We start from the raw sequence: 18,937 nt of genomic DNA, 5'->3' as shown, positions 1-18,937 counted from the left end.
GTGCAGCCGCGACGCGGGTACGCCGCGGTCCCCCCGCACGTCAATTCTGCGGGAACAGTATTCCGTGCCCCGAGTCAGCCCTGTGTACGGAACACGAGGGACGAATGCCCCACCCGGATGACGTCGCCATCCGCGAGCTGCCAGGTCTGCACCGGCGTCCCGTTCACGGTCGTGCCGTTGGTCGAACCGATGTCGGCGAGCGTCGCGCTCTGACCGTCCCAGGTGATCTCCAGGTGCCGGCGGGAGACACCGGTGTCCGGGAGGCGGAAGTCCGCGTCCTGGCCGCGGCCCACGACGTTCCCGCCCTGCTTCAGCGAGTACGTGCGGTTCGAGCCGTCGTCCAGCTGCAGGCTCGCCGCGAGCTGACGCCCCGCGGCGGGCGGGGCGTAGCCGCCCTGCTGCTGCGCGTACGGGTCGCCGGCCGGCTGGCCGTACGCCTGCTGCTGGCCGTACTGGTCGTAGCCCGCCTGCTGCTGGCCGCCGTACTGGTCGTACCCGGCCTGCTGCTGACCGCCGTACTGGTCGTAGCCGCCTTGCTGGTAGCCGCCCTGGTCGTAGCCGCCGCCCTGCTGGGGCTGGGCGTAGCCACCCTGGTCGTAGCCACCCTGCTGGTAGCCGCCCTGGTCGTAGCCGCCGCCCTGCTGGGGCTGGGCGTAGCCACCCTGGTCGTAACCGCCCTGCTGGTAGCCGCCCTGGTCGTAGCCGCCGCCCTGCTGGGGTTGCTGGTAACCACCCTGGTCGTAACCACCCTGCTGCTGGCCGTAACCCTGGTCGTACCCGGGCTGCTGGCCACCCTGCTGTCCGTAGCCGTACTGGCCCTGCTGGCCGTACGGGTCACCCTGGTCGTATTGGCCGTAGCCGGGGGGCTGGCTCATTGCTGGGTCTCCTGCGTTGCTGGGTCGTGCCGACCGCGGTGAACCGGCGCCTGAGGGGCGGGCGTCGGGATCGACGGACGAACGGGTCTTGAACTGTCCAGTATGCAGCGCCTCGTTGCGCTCGAGTGATACGACGACGTCACCATAGGTGTCCAGGCCCTCGGCGGCGAGGTGTTCCGCCACCGCCTTGGCCAGCACCTGGGTGACCCGCTGCTCGTCACCGGCCATGCGCTCGTGGTCAGCCGTCCCCAAGGACACGATGTAGTGATTCGGGGCGAGCTGCCGACCGCCTGCCAGCTCACGAACGTTCTCCTCACTCTCCCGCTCCAGGGCGATCGCCACTTCCTGCGTGACGACGTTGCCACCGAACATGCGCGCGAAAGTGTTCCCCACCAGGTTCTCGAGTCGCCTGTCGAATCTCTCGGCGCGGCCCACCGGGGAAAACCTCCTCACGCTTGTGCTTCCGCATCGATCCTATCCGGGTGAGCGAGCCTCTACACGGCCCCCGGTGAAACCTGTTCAAACGACCTGCTAGTCTTCTCCTCGCTGTCACAGAGAAGCACTCGGGCGAGTGGCGGAATGGCAGACGCGCACGGTTCAGGTCCGTGTGTCCGAAAGGACGTGAGGGTTCAACTCCCTCCTCGCCCACGCTGTTAAAGGGGCCGGTCGCTAGCGCGACCGGCCCCTTTCCCGTTGGCCCTGTCTCTCCCGGGGGGCCGAGCCCCCCGGACCCCCCACGGTGCGGTGCGTCGCCTTTCGGGGTGGCCGGTGGGGAATGTCACGGGGTGCTCGGGTGTTCGCCCTTGGCGAAGTTACGCCGTGTGGGTGGTGATCCAGTCCGCCAGGACGTCGGCTCGGCTTGTTGTTTCGATGCCTGCGTGGGGGCAGCCCGGGCCCGTCGCCTCCAGTGAGACCAGGCGGCCGTCCGTGAAGTACGGGGCTCCCGAGTCGTACGTGCACGCGCTCGTTGTGATCTCCGGGGCCGCGCCGCGGACGCCCAGGGTCGTCGGGTCGACCTTCGCCACCGCGACCGTGCCCTGCTGCAGGCGCTGGGCCGGGGCCGGGTTGGTGGCCGTCAGGCTGCCCCAGCCGGCCAGGGTGAGCTGCTGGCCGATCTTCGGGGCCGTGCGGCTCACCGTCAGCGGGGTCACCGTCGTCACCGGGGTGTCCAGGCGGATCAGCGCGACGTCGTTCTCCTTCGCCTGGAGGACCTCGGTCGCCTTGCGGGCCACGCCCGATTCGGTCGTTTCGTCGACCAGGCCCAGCGTCACCGTCGTCGGGTACGGGACCTTGCCCGAGACGCGGTCGCGGTGGGCGTCGTGGAAGCAGTGGCCGGTCGTCAGCACCCAGCCGGGCGCGATCAGGGCGCCCGTGCAGTAGCTGGCGTACGTGGAGCCGTCGGGGCGCGGGATCTTCGTCATCGAGAGCTTCGCGACGAACCCGAACTGCCCCGGTGGGACGTCGGAGCCGTGGGCGACGGCCCAGGCCGTCGGCGCGGTGGTGATGGTCAGCAGAGCGGCGGCGAGCAGGGCGCGCAGGCGCATTCTTCCCCTTCGTCGAGCGGGTGGTCGACGTTCGAGGTTATTGCCGCCGCCGCGTGCGGGGTATTCCCTGGCCGGGCGTCACCCGGGGGTGACGCCCGGCGGGAAGCGACTAGTTCACGCCGACCAGGTCGACGACGAAGATCAGGGTCTCGCCGGGCTTGATCACGCCGCCCGCGCCGCGGTCGCCGTAGGCCAGGTGCGGCGGGATGACGAGCTTGCGGCGCCCGCCGATCTTCATGCCCGCGACGCCCTGGTCCCAGCCCGAGATGACCTGGCCGGCGCCGAGGCCGAAGCGCAGCGGCTCGCCGCGGTCCCACGAAGCGTCGAACTGCTCGCCCGACGAGTGCGAAACGCCGACGTAGTGCACGGTGACGGTCTTGCCCGCCGTGGCTTCAGCGCCGTCACCGACCGTGATGTCGGTGATCTCGAGGTCGGCCGGGGCAGGTCCGTCCGGGCGGTCGATTTGGGGCTTTTCCGTGGTCATGGGCCTCACCGTACCGACGCGTGAGGGGCTGCGCCGAACGGCCTACGCCCAAGGAGGGAAAAACGCGAAAACTCTTCACACTTGTCCTACTGCTCGGTAGCGTGCGCTTCGTCACTCTTCCGAGCCGAGGGAGCCCGGTATGCGACGAGGCATCCGCGCATTGACCTTCACGGCACTGGGGGCCCTCGTGGCCGGGCTCACCCAAGTCGCCGTCACCGCGCCCGCCGCGCAGGCGGCGTCGCCCGACGACTACTGCGGCGGGCAGTGCAGCGACATCCTGCCGCCCGGCGAGAACGGCAACGCCACGCTCGCGGACATCCTGGCGCACAAGGTGTTCGGCACCCGCCCGGCGCACGCCTCCGACCAGCTCGGGAAGTACTCGTCGCTGGCGAACGGGTACAAGACGCTGACCACGAGCGCGATCAACCAGTACTTCAACGACTCGTCGTTCGGCGTCGCGGCCGACCAGGTCGCGAGCACGACCAAGCCGCGCTCGGACGTGACGATCGTGCGGGACAAGGCCCTCGGCGTCCCGCACATCACCGGCACCACCCGCGCCGGCACCGAGTTCGGCGCCGGGTACGCCGCCGCGCAGGACCGGCTGTGGCTGATGGACGTCCTGCGCCACGCCGCGCGCGGGCAGGTCACCCCGTTCGCCGGCGGCGCGGCGGCCAACCGCGAGCTGGAGCAGCAGTTCTTCTCGAACGCGCCCTACACCGAAGCCGAACTGCAGCAGCAGATCGACCGCGTCGCGAGCAACGGCCCGCGGGGTGCGCAGGGACTCGCCGACGCGCAGGCGTACGTCGACGGCATCAACAAGTACATCAGCGACTCCTACAACGGCCGCTACTTCCCGGGCGAGTACGTGCTGACCGGGCACGTCGACTCGATCACCAACGCCGGGTCGATCGACCCGTTCAAGCTGACCGACCTGGTCGCGCTCGCCTCGCTGGTCGGCGCCGAGTTCGGCGCGGGCGGCGGCGGCGAGGTGCAGAACGCCATCGCGAAGCTCGCGATGCAGGAGAAGTACGGCGTCGTGCAGGGCGAGAAGGTGTGGCAGAGCCTGCGCTCGGAGGACGACCCCGAAGCCGTCAAGACGCTGCACGACGGCCAGACCTTCCCGTACGGCAAGACGCCGGCCAACGCGGTCGGCCAGGCCCTGCCGGACAAGGGTTCGGTGACCGGGCAGCAGCTGGTGTTCGACAAGACCGGCTCGGCTTCGGCCGCCACCCCGTCCACTGTGGACGTCGCCGCGCCCGCCGAGCAGGAGCCCGCCCGCGGCATGTTCGAGAACGGCGTGCTGCCGGGCAACATGCTGAGCGAGAAGCACGGCATGTCCAACGCGCTGCTCGTCTCCGGCGCGAAGACCGCCAGCGGCCACCCGGTCGCCGTCTTCGGCCCGCAGACCGGCTACTTCGCCCCGCAGCTGCTGCTGTTGCAGGAACTGCAGGGCCCGGGCATCAGCTCGCGCGGCGCGGCCTTCGCCGGCCTGAGCATGTACACGTTGCTGGGTCGCGGCCAGGACTACTCGTGGAGCGCGACGACGTCGGCGCAGGACATCATCGACACCTACGCGCTGCAGCTGTGCGACCCGAGCGGCAAGGCGCCGACGAAGGACTCGAACTACTACACCTGGCAAGGCCAGTGCATCGCGATGGACACCGTCGAGGTGAAGAACGCCTGGAAGCCGACCGTGGCCGACGGCACCGCGGCGGGTTCGTACACCCTGCGCAGCTACCGGACGAAGTACGGGCCGGTGCAGAGCCGGGCGACCGTCGGCGGCAAGCCGGTGGCGTACGCGGCGCTGCGCTCGTCCTACTTCCACGAGGTCGACTCGCTGATCGGCTTCCAGGAGCTGAACGACCCGGGCTTCGTCAAGTCCGCGGCGGACTTCCAGAAGGCCGCGGCCGACATCAACTACACGTTCAACTGGTTCTACGCCGACTCGAAGGACATCGCGTACTTCAACTCCGGCAGCAACCCGTCCCGGCAGTCCAATGTGGACCCGAACATGCCGGTCTGGGGCGACCAGGGCCACGACTGGAACGGCTGGAACCCGGCCGGCAACGTCGCGACTTACACGCCGGCGTCGCAGCACCCGCAGTCGGTCAACCAGGACTACTACGTCAGCTGGAACAACGCGCAGGCCAACGGCTACGCGGCCGCGGGCGCGGACAAGTCCGCCGTGCACCGCGTCGACCTGCTCGACTCGCGCGTGAAGAAGCTGATCTCCAGCGGCACCAAGGTCACCCGGGTCAACCTGACCCAGGCGATGGAGGAGGCCGCGCTGTCGGACCTGCGCGCCGAACGCGTGCTGCCGCTGCTGTTGCAGGTGCTCGACAAGACGCCGACCACCGGCGCGGCCGCGGACGCCGAGGCGAAGCTCAAGACGTGGCTCTCCCACGGGCAGCTGCGCACGGAGACCTCGGCCGGCAGCAAGGCGTACGCGGACGCCGACGCGATCCGCATCTTCGACGCCTGGTGGCCGCTGCTCGTCCAGGCCGAGTTCAAGCCGGGCATGGGCGACGACGCCTACAACGCGATGACCGGCGTGCTGGGCATCAACGAAAGCCCGTCCGGCTTCCAGAACGGCAACGGCCAGCACACCGGGCAGCCCCACAAGGGTTCGTCGTTCCAGTTCGGCTGGTGGGGTTACGTCAGCAAGGACATCCGGCAGGTGCTCGGCCAGCCGGTGGCCGGCCCGCTCGGCCAGACGTTCTGCGGTGGCGGCAACGTCACGACGTGCCGCCAGGCGCTCGTCGACTCGCTGACCACGGCCGCCGGCCAGGCCGCGAACACCGTCTACCCCGGTGACGCGTCCTGCTCGGCCGGTGACCAGTGGTGTGCCGACACGATCGTCCACAACCCGCTCGGCGGCATCACGCAGGACAAGATCAGCTGGCAGAACCGGCCGACGTTCCAGCAGGTCGTCGAGTACACCGCGCACCGCGGCGACAACATCGCCAACCTCGCGCCGGGGAAGACGGTCAGCGCCACGAGCGCCGAGACCGGCTTCTACAACTCCCCGGCGTCGAACGCGATCGACGGGAACACCTCGACCCGCTGGGCCAGCGACTGGAGCGACGACCAGGCGATCACCGTCGACCTCGGTTCGGTGCAGCAGGTCTCGCGGGTGGCGTTGAGCTGGGAAGCCGCCTACGGGAAGAGCTACCGGATCCAGCTCTCGCCCGACGCGGTGAACTGGACGGACGCGGCCTCGGTCACCGACGGCGACGGCGGGCAGGACAACGTCTCGTTCGCCCCGACGTCGGCGCGGTTCGTGAAGCTGCTGGGCGTCCAGCGCGGCACCAAGTACGGCTATTCGCTGTACGAGTTCGAGGTGTACGCGCACTGAGACCAGGCCGGGCCGTTCGCGGACGCGCGGGCGGCCCGGCCTCCCCACCGCGGGTTACCGTGCTCGCATGGACGACTGGACGCCCCGCACCAAGGCCATCGCCGCCGGCCGCCCGCACGGCCCCGGCGAACCGCTCAACACCCCGCTCGTCGCCACCAGCACGTACCAGGCCGGTGGCGACTTCGCGTACGCGCGCGGGGACGGCACGCCGACGTGGCTGGCGCTCGAAGAAGCCGTCGGCGCGCTGGAAGGCGGGTACGCGACGGCGTTCGCCTCCGGGGTCGCCACCCTCTCCGCCGTGCTGGACCTGCTCCCGGTCGGGTCGCGGGTCGTCGTGCCGACGTTCAGCTACGCCGTGACGCGCGGGGTGCTGGCCCACGCGCAGAAGCTCGGCAAGCTCGCCGTCACCGAGCTCGAGCCGACCGACACCGAGGCCTGGGTGGCCGAGGCCGCGACCGCCGACCTGGTCTGGCTCGAGTCGCCGACCAACCCGACCCTCGACGTGATGGCCATCGAGACCATCGCCGCCGCCGCGCGCGGGCGGGTCGTCGTGGACAACACCTTCGCGACGCCGTTGCAGCAGCGGCCCCTGGAGCTGGGTGCGGACGTCGTCGTGCACAGCGCGACCAAGCTCATCGGCGGGCACAGCGACCTGCTGCTCGGCATCACCGTCGCCAAGGATCCCGAGGTGGCGGCCGAGCTGAAGGGCGCACGGACCCGGGTCGGGTCGACGCCGGGTGCCCTCGAAGCCTGGCTCGCCCTGCGCGGGCTGCGGACCATGCCGGTCCGGCTGGCGGAGCAGTCCCGCACCGCCGCGCTGCTCGCCGAGCGCCTGGCCGGGCACCCCGCGGTCCGGCGGGTGCGCTACCCGGGCTTCGGGATGATGGTCTCGTTCGACCTGGCCGACGCCGAGACGGCCGACCGGTTCTGCGCCGCCGTCCGGCTGATCCGGTCGGCGACCAGCCTCGGCGGCGTGGAAAGCCTGGTCGAGCGGCGGGCGTGGCTCGCGGGCGAGGAGCGCGTGCCGTCCGGGCTGATCCGGTTCAGCGTCGGTTTGGAGGATCCCGAGGACCTTTGGGCGGACCTGCGCTTCGCCCTCCCGGAGTAACGCGGACGGGTGAATCGTCGATAGTCGCGGCATCGCAGGTCCTCGCCGTAGGGAGTCCGAACGTGGGTAGAACGCTGAGCCGGGTCGCGGGCATCGTCTCCGCGGGCGCGCTGATCACCGCCGCCACCGCACCGGCCGCACTGGCCCAGACGGACACCACGACGCCGGAGACGACCACGACGACGTCCGAGGCGACGACCACGACGGCGCCGAGCACGACCGAGACGACCACCACGACCACGGCCCCGTCGACGTCGGAGACCACGTCGACCACCACGACGCCATCGGTGACCGGCCCGGTGAAGACCGACGCCCCCGGCACGACCACCACGACGGCGACGAGCGAGCCGCCGAAGGACGACGACTACCAGGACAACGTCGGGCACGGGTTCGTCGGCCTCGGCGGCGAGGGCGTCCTGGTCATCGCCTGCGCGGCGGGACGGCCGGGCGCGGTCGCGACCCAGTACCTGAGCGTCACCGGCGGCCCGGACCAGGACGAGGCCGACGGCCGCTACTGGAACTACTCCGTGCGCGTGGTCGACGCCCCGGCCGGCACCACGACCGCGAAGTTCAGCTGGACCTGCGACGGCGTCGAGGGCAACGGCCTGGTCGAGTTCGAGCAGGAAGAACCGCCGGTCACGAGCACCAGCGCTGCCCCCTCGAGCACCGCGCCGGTCACGACGGCGACCTCCTCGGCCACGCCGACGTCGGCCGCGCCGGGCAACAGCGCCCCGAAGGCCCAGGTCAAGGTCGCGCCCAAGGGCGGGGTCGAGACGGGCTTCGGCGGCACGGCCTGGTGAGCGTCCGGCGGGCGGGTGCCGCACTCGCCCTCGTGCTGGCGCTCGCCGCCTGCAGTGCTCCGGAGCAGCCGAAAGCCGCCGCCCCGGTGCCCCCTTCGGCGCCGGTGACCGTGCCGTTCAAGGGACTCCGGCCGACGTCGGTGAAGATCCCCAAGATCGGTGCGGAGTCCAGCCTGCTCGCGGTGGCGGTCAAGCCCGACGGCTCGATCTCCGTCCCGTCGGTGCACACGCCGATGCAGGCGGCCTGGTACAAGCTTTCGCCCGTGCCCGGCGACGTCGGCCCGGCGATCGTGCTCGGGCACGTCGACGGCGACAAGAAGCCCGGCATCTTCTACAAGCTCAAAGACCTCACGCCCGGCGACGAAGTGGACGTCGACCGCAGCGACGGCAAGAAGCTGAAGTTCGTCGTCGACCGCGTCACGCAGGTGCCGAAGGAGACGTTCCCGCGCGAAGCCGTCTACGGCAACAGCGACAAACCCGAGTTGCGGCTGATCACCTGCGGTGGCGCGTTCGACCACGCCGAGCACTCCTACAAGGACAACATCGTCGTCTACGCGAAGTTAGCCGACGCCTGAGCCGGGGTACGGGTATTCGGGTTTCAGCTTCGTGTCCGGGCACACCCAGCGGCGCATGCCGGCGTCGCAGACCGCGTAACCCCAGTTGATCAGCTGGTCCTGCGTCTTCTCCGACGTCCTCGTGAGCCGCGTCTTCGTCACGGCCAGCGCCCGGGTCTGCGCCACCGGTGCCGGCAGCGCGTCCGGCAGGTCGAAGTGCGAGATGTCGCTGTAGGTCGCCCAGTACGTGCCGGCGAACCGCTTGTCCTGGTAGGACTTCAGCAGCGAGCCGGTGCGCAGTTCGCGGACCTGGTTGTCCATCACCGTCAGCACGCGGAACATCTGCAGGGGCCAGGTGCGGTTCGGCTTCTCCTCGTGCTTCATCTTCTTGCCGGCGTCGCTGACCAGCACGGTCGCCCGCTGGTTCTCGATCGGGTCCAGGCCGAGGTTGTCGTACACGCCCGCGTCGCTGAGCACGATCTTGCGGTCCGGCCGGTGCGGATCCGGGATCACGACGGGCGAAAGCAGCGGCGGGAAAGCCGAGGACGCGGCGACCGCGGTCGCGAGCGGGATCTGCCCGTGCGGGCCGGTTTGGCGGAAGAACCACCACAGCGAGCCGTCCTGCAGGCTGGTCGCGGTGAACACGAAGTTCGGCCCGGCCGGGTCGAGGTCCGCGAGGCAGCAGTCGCCGAAGAGGTGCTTCGCGTAGCGGCGCGCGAGTTCTTCGCCCGCACTGCGCCACGGCATGAAGAGCGCTTTCAGCGTCACCGGGACGTCGAGGTTCGTCCGGGCCAGTTTCCGCAGCGGCTGCACGACTTCCTTGCCGAAGTTCTCCGCGACGCCGTCTTCGCCGAAGTACAGCTTGTGCCACGCGTGCGCGAGCACCCCAGCCGCGATCGAGCCGCCGGAAACGCTGGAGACCGTGGTCAGCTTCGGCAGCCAGCCGAGTTCGTTGAGCCGCCAGAGCGCCCCGGCGTGGAAGAGCATCGCCCGGTAGCCACCCCCGGAGAGCGCGAGCCCGACACCGTCCCGTTTCGCCGCGTCCACCCGGCCGAGTCTAGGGCCGCAGCAACGGCGCGAGCAGCGGGCGTTGCGGTGCGGGGACGTATTCGGCGTAGTTGTCGTACAACGCCTGTTTCGCCAGGTGCGCCGCGCCGGCGCCGTCGGCGGCCCGGATCGCGTCGAGCACCTCGGCGTGGTGCGCGAGCCAGGTGCGCATCAGCGACGTCCGGTTGCTGGCGTGTTCGAGCTTGTCCTCGATCAGTTCCAGCACGACCCCGCGCACGACTTCTTCGCTGATGACCAACAGGGGGTTGCGCGAGATCCGCGCGATGACTTCGTGGAAGGCGACGTCCGCGCGGCTGAACTCCGCGTACCCGCGGGAAACGCCTTCGCGCATGGACTCCAGCGCCGTGTCGAGGCCGGCCAGGTCGTCGTCCGTGCGCAGCTCCGCCGCGAGCAGGTGGGCCGAGCCGTCGAGGATCATCCGGAACTGCAGGAGTTCGGCGAGTCCGACGTGGTCCGCCCGCGCGAGCCGGTGCATCGAGCGGTGCAACGCGACGGGGGAGGCGGCCAGCACCTCGGGTCCGCGCGGGTCACCGGGCCGCGAGCGGATCATCTCCGCGGCCTGCAGCACGCGCAGGGCTTCCCGGATCGTCGAGCGGCCGACGCCGAACTGCGTCATCAGCTCGCGTTCGCTCGGCAGCCGTTCGCCCGGCTTGAGCTCGCCGCTGATCACGGCCTGCTCGATCTGCTCGACGACCCGCTCGTACGCGCGGACCGGAGCCACCGGTTCGAACCGCATCCCTTGACCTCGTCGTCCCCGTGGTGTCAGGCTACTGGTCAGACCAGTGTACTGACCTGGAGGCCGAGTGAAAGCCCGACTTCACGTGCTGGCAGCGGCGCTGCTGCTCGTGGCGTCCGGCTGCTCGGCCGGCTCGTCCGCCAGCGTTTCCGCAGGTCCGGACACGCTTTCCGTCGGCTTCACGGCGGAGCCGGCGAACTTCGACTTCACGCGCACGGACGGCGCCGCGATCCCGCAGGCACTGCTCTACAACGTCTACGAAGGCCTGGTGAAGCTCGACTCGCAGGGTCGCGTGGTGCCGCTGCTCGCGAAGTCGTGGACGATCAGCCCGGACCGCAAGACCTACGACTTCCAGCTGCAGCCGGGCGTCAAGTTCAGCAACGGCGCGCCGTTCACCGCCGAGGACGTCAAGTTCTCGCTGCTGCGCGTGAAGACCGACTGGACGATCTCGATCAAGTCCACGATGGACGTCGTCGACCACGTCGACGTCGTGGCGCCGGACCACGCGCGGGTCGTGCTCTCGAAGCCGTCCAACGGCTGGTTGTTCAGCCTCACCAGCCGGCTCGGCGCGATGTTCAGCCCGAGCGGCGTCGCGGACCTGGCGACCAAGCCGGTCGGCACCGGGCCGTACGTCGTGGCGGCGCGCAAGCGCGGCGACTCCGTGGTGCTGAAGGGGAATCCCGCGTACTGGGGCCGGAAACCGGCGTACTCGACCGTGGTCCTCAAGTACATCAAGGACCCGACCGCGCTGAACAACGCGTTGTCCAGCAACGGCATCGACGTCATCTCGGCGATCACCGCGCCCGATTCGATCCCGCAGTTCCAGGCCGACGACCGGTTCCAGGTCGTCCAGGGCACCACGAACTCCGAGGTCACGCTGGCGATGAACAACGCGCGGGCGCCGCTGAACGACGTCCGCGTGCGGCAGGCGCTGACGTACGCGATCGACCGGAAGGCGTTGCTCGACACGGCGTGGGCCGGACGCGGCACGCTGATCGGCAGCATGGTCCCGCCGACCGATCCCTGGTACGAAGACCTTGCGAACGTCCACCCGTTCGATCCCGGGCGGGCCAAGGCGATGCTGACCGAAGCCGGCGCGACGAACCTGAACCTGCGCCTGCGGATCCCGAACCTGCCGTACGCGGTCTCGGCCGCGCAGGTCGTCCAGTCGCAGCTCGCCGACGTCGGGGTGCGGACCACGATCGAGCCGCTCGACTTCCCCGCGGTGTGGCTGAAGCAGGTCTTCACCGACCACGACTACGACCTGTCGATCATCCAGCACGTCGAAGCCCGCGACATCACGACGTTCGGGAAGCCGAAGTACTACTGGGGCTACGACAGCAAGCGCGTCCAGCAGCTGCTCGCCGACGCCGACAGCGGGACGCCGGAGCAGCAGGTCGCGGACATGAAGCAGGTGGCGAGGCAGCTGAACACCGACGCCGCCGCCGACTGGTTGTTCCTGTTCCCCAACGTGATCGTCGCGAAGGCCAAGGTCGGCGGGTTCGTCCGGAACCAGGTCAGCGAGTCGTTCGACCTCACCGGGCTGGCGCCGCGATGACCGCCAAGGTGCTGCGCCGGGTGGCGATCTTCGTGGTCAGCGTGCTGGTCGCGTCGATCGTGGTGTTCCTGTTCATGGCCGTGCTGCCGGGCGATCCGGCGCAGGTCGCGCTCGGCGTCAACGCGACACCGGAGCTGCTCGCCAAGACCCGCGCGGAGTTCGGCATCGACCGGCCGCTGGTGACGCAGTACTTCGACTGGATCGGCGGCGTGCTGCACGGCGACTTCGGGCGCTCGTACGTCACGCGCGACTCGATCGGCCCGCAGCTGCTCGACCGCCTCGGCGTGACGTTGTGGCTGGTCGGCGCGGGGATGCTGGTGGCGCTGGTGATCGCGGTCCCCGCCGGTACGTTCGCCGCGGTGAAGCACCGGAAGGCGTCGGGCGCCGGCGTTTCGGGGCTGTCGCAGATCGGCGTCGCGATCCCCGCGTTCCTGGCCGGGATCATCCTCGTGCAGATCTTCGCCGTGCAGCTGCGCTGGCTGCCGTCCGGCGGGTGGACGCCGCCGGATCAGAACGCGGGCGAGTTCGTCCGCGGCCTCGTGCTTCCCGCGTTGTCGCTGGGCTTGGTGCAAGGAGCGGTGCTCACGCGCTATGTCCGCTCGGCCGTGCTGGACACGCTCGGCCAGGACTACCTGCGCACCGCGCGGTCCAAGGGCCTGCGGCCGGGACAGGCCTTGGTGCGCCACGGCTTGCGCAACGCGTCCGTGCCGGTGGTCACCGTGCTCGGCCTGCAACTCGCGACGCTGCTGATCGGCGCGGTCGTCGTCGAGCGCGTGTTCGTGCTGCCGGGGCTCGGGTCGATGCTGCTGGACGCCGTCGCCGCCCGCGACCTGCTGACCGTGCAGGGGATCGTGCTGGTGCTGGTGGCCGGCGTGCTGCTGGTCAACTTCGTCGTGGACGTCCTCTACACCGTGCTCGATCCGCGATTGCGGGGTTCGTGATGCGCACTCTCGTGCTGGGCGGGGTCCTCGTCGGCCTGGTCGTGCTGGCCGCGCTGCTGTCGTTCGTGTGGACGCCGTTCGACCCGGTGAAGGTCGACGCGGCGAACCGGCTGCTCGACGCGAGCGCGGCCCACTGGTTCGGCACCGACAAGTTCGGCCGGGACCTGCTGAGCCAGATCATGGTCGGCGCGCGGACCACGTTGTACGTCGGAGTCGTCGCCGTCGGCATCGCCGCGGTGATCGGCACGCCGCTGGGCATCCTCGCCGGGATGTCCCCGCGGTGGCTCGGCGAGTTCGTCATGCGGGTCAACGACCTCGTGCTCGCGTTCCCCGCGCTGCTGCTGGCCATCATGTTCGGCGCGGTGTTCGGGGCGGACACGCTGACCGCGATGGTCGCGATCGGCATCGCCACGATCCCGTCGTTCGCGCGGATCGCGCGGTCCGGGACGCTGCAGGTGATGAGCACCGAGTTCGTGCTCGCCGCGCGGGCGGGCGGCCGGTCGCGGCCGAACATCGCCGTGCGGCACGTGCTGCCGAACATCTCCAGCCTGCTGATCGTCCAGGCTTCGGTGTCGTTCGCGATCGCGGTGCTCGCCGAAGCGGCGTTGTCGTTCCTCGGCTTCGGCACGCGGCCGCCGACGCCGTCGTGGGGCCGGATGCTGCAGGAGTCCCAGGAACTGCTGACCGTGCACCCGCGGCTGGCGCTGGTGCCGGGCATCGCGATCGCCGTGGCCGTGCTCGGCTTCAACCTCCTCGGCGACGGCCTGCGCGACCGCCTGGACCCCCGATTGGCGGCCCGCGTATGACGCTCTCGGTACGCGGTCTCGGCGTCTCGTCCCTGGTCCGCGACGTCTCCTTCGAGATCGGCGCGGGCGAGCGCGTCGGGCTGATCGGCGAGTCCGGCTCCGGGAAGTCGTTGACGGCGTTGTCGATCATGGGCCTGCTGCCCGAGGAGCTGCCGGCGTCCGGTTCCGTCGCCCTGAACGGCCGTGAGCTGCTCGGGATGTCCGAAAAGGACCTGTCCCGGCTGCGCGGCGACGAGCTGGCGATGGTGTTCCAGGAGCCGATGACGGCGCTGAACCCGGCCATGCGCGTCGGCCGCCAGGTCACCGAGCCCGGCCGGATCCACGGCCGCCGCCACCGCGCCGAAGACCTGCTCGCCGCGGTGGGCCTGGCGGGCACCGCGCGGGCGTACCCGCACCAGCTTTCCGGCGGGCAGCGGCAGCGGGTCGTGCTGGCGATGGCGCTGGCCAACGAGCCGTCGCTGCTGATCTGCGACGAGCCGACGACCGCCCTCGACGTCACCGTCCAGGCCCAGATCCTCGCCCTCATCAAGACCGCACTTTCACGTGAAAGTGCGCTCCTCTTCATCAGCCACGACCTCGCGGTGGTGGCGTCGGTGTGCGAGCGCGTGCTCGTGATGCTCGACGGCGAGATCGTCGAAGCCGGTTCGACGCGCGAAGTCCTGACCGCGCCGAAGCACGAGTACACGCGCAAGCTCCTGGCCGCTTCGGACCTGGAGGCCAGCCGATGAGCATCGTCGAAGTCCGCGACCTCGAACGCCGCTACGCCCGCCGGGACGTCCACGCGCTGCGCGGCGTCAGCTTCGACGTCGAAGCCGGCCAGCGGTTCGGCATCGTCGGCGAATCCGGCTCCGGCAAGTCGACGCTGGTCCGGCTGCTGGCCGCGCTCGACAAGCCGACCGCGGGCACGGTGTCGTTCCAAGGCCGCCGGATCGACAACCTCCCGGAACGCCGGCTCGGGTTCCTGCGGTCGGAACTGCAGATCGTCTTCCAGGACCCGATGGGTTCGCTCGACCCCCGCATGCGCGTGCGCGACATCATTTCCGAACCATTGGGCCGCCGCGAGCCCGACCGCGTCGCCGAGCTGCTCGCCGCCGTCGGCCTGCCCGTCGACGCCGCCCAGCGCTACCCGCACCAGTTCTCCGGCGGTCAGCGGCAGCGCATCTCGATCGCCCGCGCGCTGGCGCCCAACCCCAGCGTCCTGATCGCCGACGAGCCGGTCAGCGCGCTCGACGTCTCCGTGCGCGGCCAGATCCTCGACCTGCTCGCGTCGCTGGTGGAGCAGTTCGCGCTGACGCTGATCTTCGTGTCGCACGACCTCGGCGTGGTCCGGCACGTCTGCGACCGCGTCGCCGTGATGCGCCGCGGCGAGATCGTCGAACTCGGTGACGTGGCGCAGGTTTACGACGCGCCGCAGCACGAGTACACGCGGGAGTTGCTGGCCGCCGCGCCGAACCTGCGCGCGGAACTGGCCCGGCTGAGCGGAGGTGAAGATGGCTGAGCACCCGGACGGCCTGCCGGTCGGCGCGGGCTGGGTGTCCACTGTGGACGTCGAAGAAATCGTTTTCCCCTACGACGGGAGCGTCATCGGCACCGCGCCGGTCGGCACGCCCGCCCTGGCGACCCGGGCCGTGGACGAAGCTGTCGCCGTGGCCCGCGAAGTGGCTTCGCTGCCCTCGCGAGTTCGCCGGTCGCTGCTCAACGACGTCGCCGGGCTGCTGCGGGAGCGACGCGAAGAGTTCGAGAACCTGCTCGTGCTGGAGACCGGCAAGCCGCTGGTCGACTGCCGCGTCGAGGTCGCGCGCACGATCGTCACCTGGGAAGCCGCGGCCGAAGAGGTGTCGCGGCTGCACGGCGAGACCGTGCCGCTGGACCTCCTGCCGTCCGGCGACGGCCTGGTCGGGTTCTGGAAACGCAAGCCCATCGGCGTGGTCGTCGGCATCGCGGGCTTCAACTACCCGCTGCTGCTGGCGTCGCACAAGATCGCGCCCGCGATCGCCGCGGGCTGCCCGGTGATCGTCAAGCCCGCGCCCCAGACGCCGCTGGCCACGCTGTGGCTGGTGCACCTCGTGCGGTCGGTCGCGCCGCTTCCCGCCATGGTCCAGTTGGTCACCGGCGACGCGTCGGTGGGTGCCGCGCTGACGACCGACCGCCGGATCGGCGCGGTCTCGTTCACCGGCTCGGCCGCGGTCGGGCACCGCATCGCGCGTGACGCCGCCCCGACGAAGACGTTGCTGGAGCTCGGCTCGAACGCGGCGCTGGTCGTCGCGGACGATGCCGACCTCGACGCCGCCGTGGACGCCGTGCTGCGCGGGGGTTTCTACGCGTCGGGCCAGGCGTGCATCTCGGTGCAGCGGGTCTTGGTCGTCGAGCCGGTCGCTTCGGAGTTCACCGAACGGTTGCTGGCCCGGCTCGACGAGGTCGTCGTCGGCGATCCTCGCGACGAGAAGACGCGGGTGTCGGCGCTGATCGATCCCGCGTCGACCGACCGCGTCGCCGCGTGGATCGAGCGGTCCGGTGCCCGCCAGGTCGGCGGCGGTGTCGACGGCACGGTGCTGCGGCCGGCCGTCCTGCTCGACGTGCCCGACGGCGTCGAGGCCTGGAACGAGGAGATCTTCGGCCCGGTCGTCTGCGTGCGCACGGTGTCCGATGTGGACGAAGCCTTCGCCGCGGTGAACGCGTCCCGCTACGGCCTGCACGCCAGCGTCTACAGCAGGTCCCTGAACACCGCGTTCCGCGCGCTGGACGAGCTGGAGGTCGGCGGGGTCGTCGTCAACGAGGTGCCCGGCTTCCGCTCGGACACCATGCCCTACGGCGGGGTGAAGGACTCCGGGATCGGCCGCGAAGGGCCGCGGTTCGCCGTCGAAGAGCTGACCGTGACCAGGATGGCGGTGCTGCGCCCGTGAACTACTCGACGTTGTTCCGCCTGGACGGCCGCCGGGCGATCGTGCTCGGGGCCGGCGGCATCGGCCGTGAGGCCGCGCGGGCCCTGGCCGCCCACGGTGCGGACGTGGTCTGCGCGGACCGCGACCTCGAAGCCGCGCGTGAGGCCGGCGTCGGCGAGGCGTACGAGCTGGACCTGCTCGCGCCCGGCGCCGTCGACAAAGCCGCGAGCGACCTCGGCCCGCCCGACGTCGTCGTGCTGACCGCCGCGACGAACGTCCGCAAACGCTTGCTGGACTACACGCGGGAGGAGTTCGACCGCGTCATCGCGCTGAACCTCGGCGTGGCGTTCGAGGTCGTGCGCGTGTTCGGCGCCGACATGGTCGCGCGCGGGCGGGGGAGCATCATCGGCTTCTCGTCGATCCGCGGCACGACCGTCGAGCCCGGCCAAGGTCCGTACGCGGCCACGAAAGCGGGTCTCGTCCAGCTGTTCCGGACGGCGGCGGCGGAGTTCGGCCCGGCCGGCGTGCGGGTCAACGCGATCGCGCCCGGCGTCGTCGAAACACCGCTGACCGCGCAGATCAAGGCGAATCCCGAGTGGTACGACGCGTACGCGGCGAAGGGCGCGTTGGGGCGCTGGGCGCGTCCGGACGAGCTCGCCGGCGCGGTCGTGTACCTCGCCTCGGACGCTTCGTCGTTCGTCACCGGCTCCGTGCTCGCGGTGGACGGCGGCTGGACCGCCGTCGACGGCCGCTTCGAACCGCCTGCCTCGTAAGGAGCGCGCATGACCGAGTTGCCCGACCTGACCGCCGTCGAACTCGTCGCGCACTACCGCGCGAAGACGCTCTCGCCGGTCGAGGTGACCGAAGCGGTGTTGAGCCGCATCGAGGCGCGCGAGCCGGAGCTGCACGCGTTGTACGCGTACGACCCTTCCGGCGCGCTCGACGACGCGAAGGCGTCCGAAGCCCGCTGGGCGGCCGACGAACCGCTGGGTCCGATCGACGGCGTCCCGCTGACGCTCAAGGAGAACATCGCGACCCGCGGCACCCCGGTCCCGCTGGGCACGGCGGCGACCGCGCTGACTCCGGCCGTCGAGGACGCCCCGGCGGCGGCGCGGATCCGCGAGTCCGGCGGCGTCCTGCTGGCCAAGACGACCATGCCGGACTACGGGATGCTGACGTCCGGGCTCTCGAGCTTCCACGAGACGGCCCGGAACCCGTGGCTGACGTCGGCGTCGCCGGGCGGCTCGAGCGCCGGAGCCGGCGCGGCGGCCGCGGCGGGCTACGGCCCCCTGCACGTCGGCACCGACATCGGCGGCTCGATCCGGCTGCCCGCGGGCTGGTGCGGACTGGCCGGCCTGAAGCCGAGCTTCGGCCGCGTCCCGGTCGCCCCGCCGTTCCTAGGCCGGGTGGCGGGCCCGATGACGCGGACAGTCGCGGACACGGCGTTGCTGATGAGCGTCCTGTCGGCGCCCGACGAGCGCGACCACCTGAGCCTGCCGCCGTCGGACCTGGACTGGTCGCTCGGCCTCTCGCTGGCCGGCCTGCGCATCGGCTTGCACCTCGATCCCGGCGTCGGTCTCCCGGTCGACCCGGCGACGCTCGACGCCGTCACCGCGGCGGCCCGCGCCTTCGAGGCCGCGGGCGCGGTGGTCGAGCCGGTCGGCCCCTTCCTGACCCGCGAAATGCTCGACGGCCTCGACGTCTTCTGGCGCACCCGCGCCTGGGCCGACATGCAGGCGCTCCCGGAGGAGCGACGCGCCAAGGTCCTCCCGTACATCGCGGACTGGGCCGCCGGCGGCGCGGAGTTGTCCGGCGTCGACGTCTACCGCGGTTTCGCTCGGATCGACGAGATCAGCGTCGCCACCCTGCGCGCGACCTCGGCGTTCGACTTCGTGCTGTCCCCGGCCTGCCCGGTCGCGGCCCCGCCGGCGGAGTGGGCGTCCCCGACGAACGACCCGGCCCGCCCGTTCGAGCACATCGCGTTCACCGTCCCGTACAACATGTCCGGCCAGCCGGCGGTTTCGGTCAACTGCGGCTACACCGGCGACGGCCGCCCGATCGGCCTCCAGATCGCGGGCCGCCGCTTCGACGACGCCGGCGTCCTGCGCGCCGCCGCGGCGTACGAAGGCCTTCGCGAGCCGCAGCGCCCCTGGCCGATCGGGTAGGGAAGAAATCCCGGCCCGGCGGCGAAGTGGGGGTGAAGCTGCCGCCGACGGGAAGGATCCG

General features: G+C 70.9%; 17 protein-coding genes and 1 tRNA gene. 13 read left to right on the top strand and 5 right to left on the bottom strand.

What is annotated here, in order from left to right:
- Nucleotides 1-74: 74 nt before the first annotated feature.
- A complete protein-coding gene (locus tag SD460_RS05800; RefSeq protein WP_290052049.1) occupies nucleotides 75-1,310 on the bottom strand; it encodes an FHA domain-containing protein in 1,236 nt (411 codons plus the stop codon).
- A gap of 130 nt (nucleotides 1,311-1,440) precedes the next feature.
- Between SD460_RS05800 and SD460_RS05795 the strand changes: the two genes are divergently transcribed.
- Nucleotides 1,441-1,523 (top strand) — tRNA-Leu (locus SD460_RS05795).
- Nucleotides 1,524-1,687: 164 nt separating this feature from the next.
- On the opposite strand, the gene SD460_RS05790 is transcribed toward SD460_RS05795, so the two are convergent.
- Nucleotides 1,688-2,419, bottom strand: a complete 732-nt coding sequence (locus tag SD460_RS05790; RefSeq protein ID WP_290063255.1) for a trypsin-like serine protease — start codon at nucleotides 2,417-2,419, stop codon at nucleotides 1,688-1,690.
- 109 nt (nucleotides 2,420-2,528) lie between these two features.
- Nucleotides 2,529-2,903, bottom strand: coding sequence for an FKBP-type peptidyl-prolyl cis-trans isomerase (locus SD460_RS05785; RefSeq protein ID WP_290060048.1), 375 nt, complete (start codon nucleotides 2,901-2,903; stop codon nucleotides 2,529-2,531).
- A 139-nt stretch (nucleotides 2,904-3,042) separates the two neighbouring features.
- Here SD460_RS05785 and SD460_RS05780 point away from each other — a divergent pair, with 139 nt between their 5' ends.
- The 4 genes from SD460_RS05780 to SD460_RS05765 all read left to right on the top strand — a co-directional run bounded on the left by SD460_RS05780 (nucleotide 3,043) and on the right by SD460_RS05765 (nucleotide 8,741).
- On the top strand, nucleotides 3,043-6,258 hold the full coding sequence (locus tag SD460_RS05780) for a penicillin acylase family protein (protein WP_318305973.1): 3,216 nt from the start codon (nucleotides 3,043-3,045) through the stop codon (nucleotides 6,256-6,258).
- A gap of 67 nt (nucleotides 6,259-6,325) precedes the next feature.
- Nucleotides 6,326-7,366 carry a trans-sulfuration enzyme family protein gene (locus SD460_RS05775; protein ID WP_290060046.1) on the top strand — a complete coding sequence of 347 codons (1,041 nt, stop codon included), beginning with the start codon at nucleotides 6,326-6,328 and terminating at the stop codon, nucleotides 7,364-7,366.
- 62 nt (nucleotides 7,367-7,428) lie between these two features.
- A complete protein-coding gene (locus tag SD460_RS05770; protein ID WP_290060045.1) occupies nucleotides 7,429-8,166 on the top strand; it encodes a hypothetical protein in 738 nt (245 codons plus the stop codon).
- The gene (locus tag SD460_RS05765) at nucleotides 8,163-8,741 is read left to right on the top strand and encodes a class F sortase (protein WP_290060044.1); all 579 of its coding nucleotides are present in this window, start codon (nucleotides 8,163-8,165) and stop codon (nucleotides 8,739-8,741) included. The genes SD460_RS05770 and SD460_RS05765 overlap by 4 nt, the downstream gene beginning before the upstream one ends.
- On the opposite strand, the gene SD460_RS05760 is transcribed toward SD460_RS05765, so the two are convergent.
- Together SD460_RS05760 and SD460_RS05755 are read right to left on the bottom strand one after the other, a co-directional pair.
- Nucleotides 8,727-9,767 (bottom strand): patatin-like phospholipase family protein, encoded by a 1,041-nt coding sequence (locus tag SD460_RS05760; protein ID WP_290060043.1) that lies wholly within the window; start codon nucleotides 9,765-9,767, stop codon nucleotides 8,727-8,729. The genes SD460_RS05765 and SD460_RS05760 overlap by 15 nt on opposite strands.
- A gap of 10 nt (nucleotides 9,768-9,777) precedes the next feature.
- Nucleotides 9,778-10,524 (bottom strand): FadR/GntR family transcriptional regulator, encoded by a 747-nt coding sequence (locus SD460_RS05755; RefSeq protein WP_290060042.1) that lies wholly within the window; start codon nucleotides 10,522-10,524, stop codon nucleotides 9,778-9,780.
- A gap of 67 nt (nucleotides 10,525-10,591) precedes the next feature.
- Between SD460_RS05755 and SD460_RS05750 the strand changes: the two genes are divergently transcribed.
- From SD460_RS05750 to SD460_RS05715, 8 genes are read left to right on the top strand one after another with little or no spacing between them, the layout of a single operon-like run.
- Entirely contained in the window at nucleotides 10,592-12,082 is a 1,491-nt protein-coding gene (locus SD460_RS05750) for an ABC transporter substrate-binding protein (RefSeq protein WP_290060041.1), read from the top strand.
- Nucleotides 12,079-13,023 carry an ABC transporter permease gene (locus SD460_RS05745; protein WP_290060040.1) on the top strand — a complete coding sequence of 315 codons (945 nt, stop codon included), beginning with the start codon at nucleotides 12,079-12,081 and terminating at the stop codon, nucleotides 13,021-13,023. The genes SD460_RS05750 and SD460_RS05745 overlap by 4 nt, the downstream gene beginning before the upstream one ends.
- Complete coding sequence (locus SD460_RS05740; protein ID WP_290060039.1) at nucleotides 13,023-13,829, top strand: ABC transporter permease; 807 nt, start codon at nucleotides 13,023-13,025, stop codon at nucleotides 13,827-13,829. The genes SD460_RS05745 and SD460_RS05740 overlap by 1 nt, the downstream gene beginning before the upstream one ends.
- The gene (locus tag SD460_RS05735) at nucleotides 13,826-14,557 is read left to right on the top strand and encodes an ABC transporter ATP-binding protein (RefSeq protein WP_290060037.1); all 732 of its coding nucleotides are present in this window, start codon (nucleotides 13,826-13,828) and stop codon (nucleotides 14,555-14,557) included. The genes SD460_RS05740 and SD460_RS05735 overlap by 4 nt, the downstream gene beginning before the upstream one ends.
- Nucleotides 14,554-15,327 carry an ABC transporter ATP-binding protein gene (locus SD460_RS05730; RefSeq protein WP_290060035.1) on the top strand — a complete coding sequence of 258 codons (774 nt, stop codon included), beginning with the start codon at nucleotides 14,554-14,556 and terminating at the stop codon, nucleotides 15,325-15,327. The genes SD460_RS05735 and SD460_RS05730 overlap by 4 nt, the downstream gene beginning before the upstream one ends.
- Entirely contained in the window at nucleotides 15,320-16,732 is a 1,413-nt protein-coding gene (locus tag SD460_RS05725) for an aldehyde dehydrogenase family protein (RefSeq protein WP_290060033.1), read from the top strand. Before SD460_RS05730 ends, SD460_RS05725 begins: the two co-directional genes overlap by 8 nt.
- Nucleotides 16,729-17,484 carry an SDR family NAD(P)-dependent oxidoreductase gene (locus SD460_RS05720; protein ID WP_290060031.1) on the top strand — a complete coding sequence of 252 codons (756 nt, stop codon included), beginning with the start codon at nucleotides 16,729-16,731 and terminating at the stop codon, nucleotides 17,482-17,484. Before SD460_RS05725 ends, SD460_RS05720 begins: the two co-directional genes overlap by 4 nt.
- Nucleotides 17,485-17,493: 9 nt before the next feature.
- The gene (locus tag SD460_RS05715; RefSeq protein WP_290060030.1) at nucleotides 17,494-18,876 is read left to right on the top strand and encodes an amidase; all 1,383 of its coding nucleotides are present in this window, start codon (nucleotides 17,494-17,496) and stop codon (nucleotides 18,874-18,876) included.
- The last annotated feature ends 61 nt before the right edge of the window (nucleotides 18,877-18,937 follow it).

The organism is Amycolatopsis solani (assembly GCF_033441515.1).
Taxonomy (GTDB): Bacteria; Actinomycetota; Actinomycetes; order Mycobacteriales; family Pseudonocardiaceae; genus Amycolatopsis; species Amycolatopsis solani.
The sequence above is the reverse complement of the archived record's forward strand: the minus strand, read 5'-3'. Positions and strand labels throughout refer to the sequence as shown.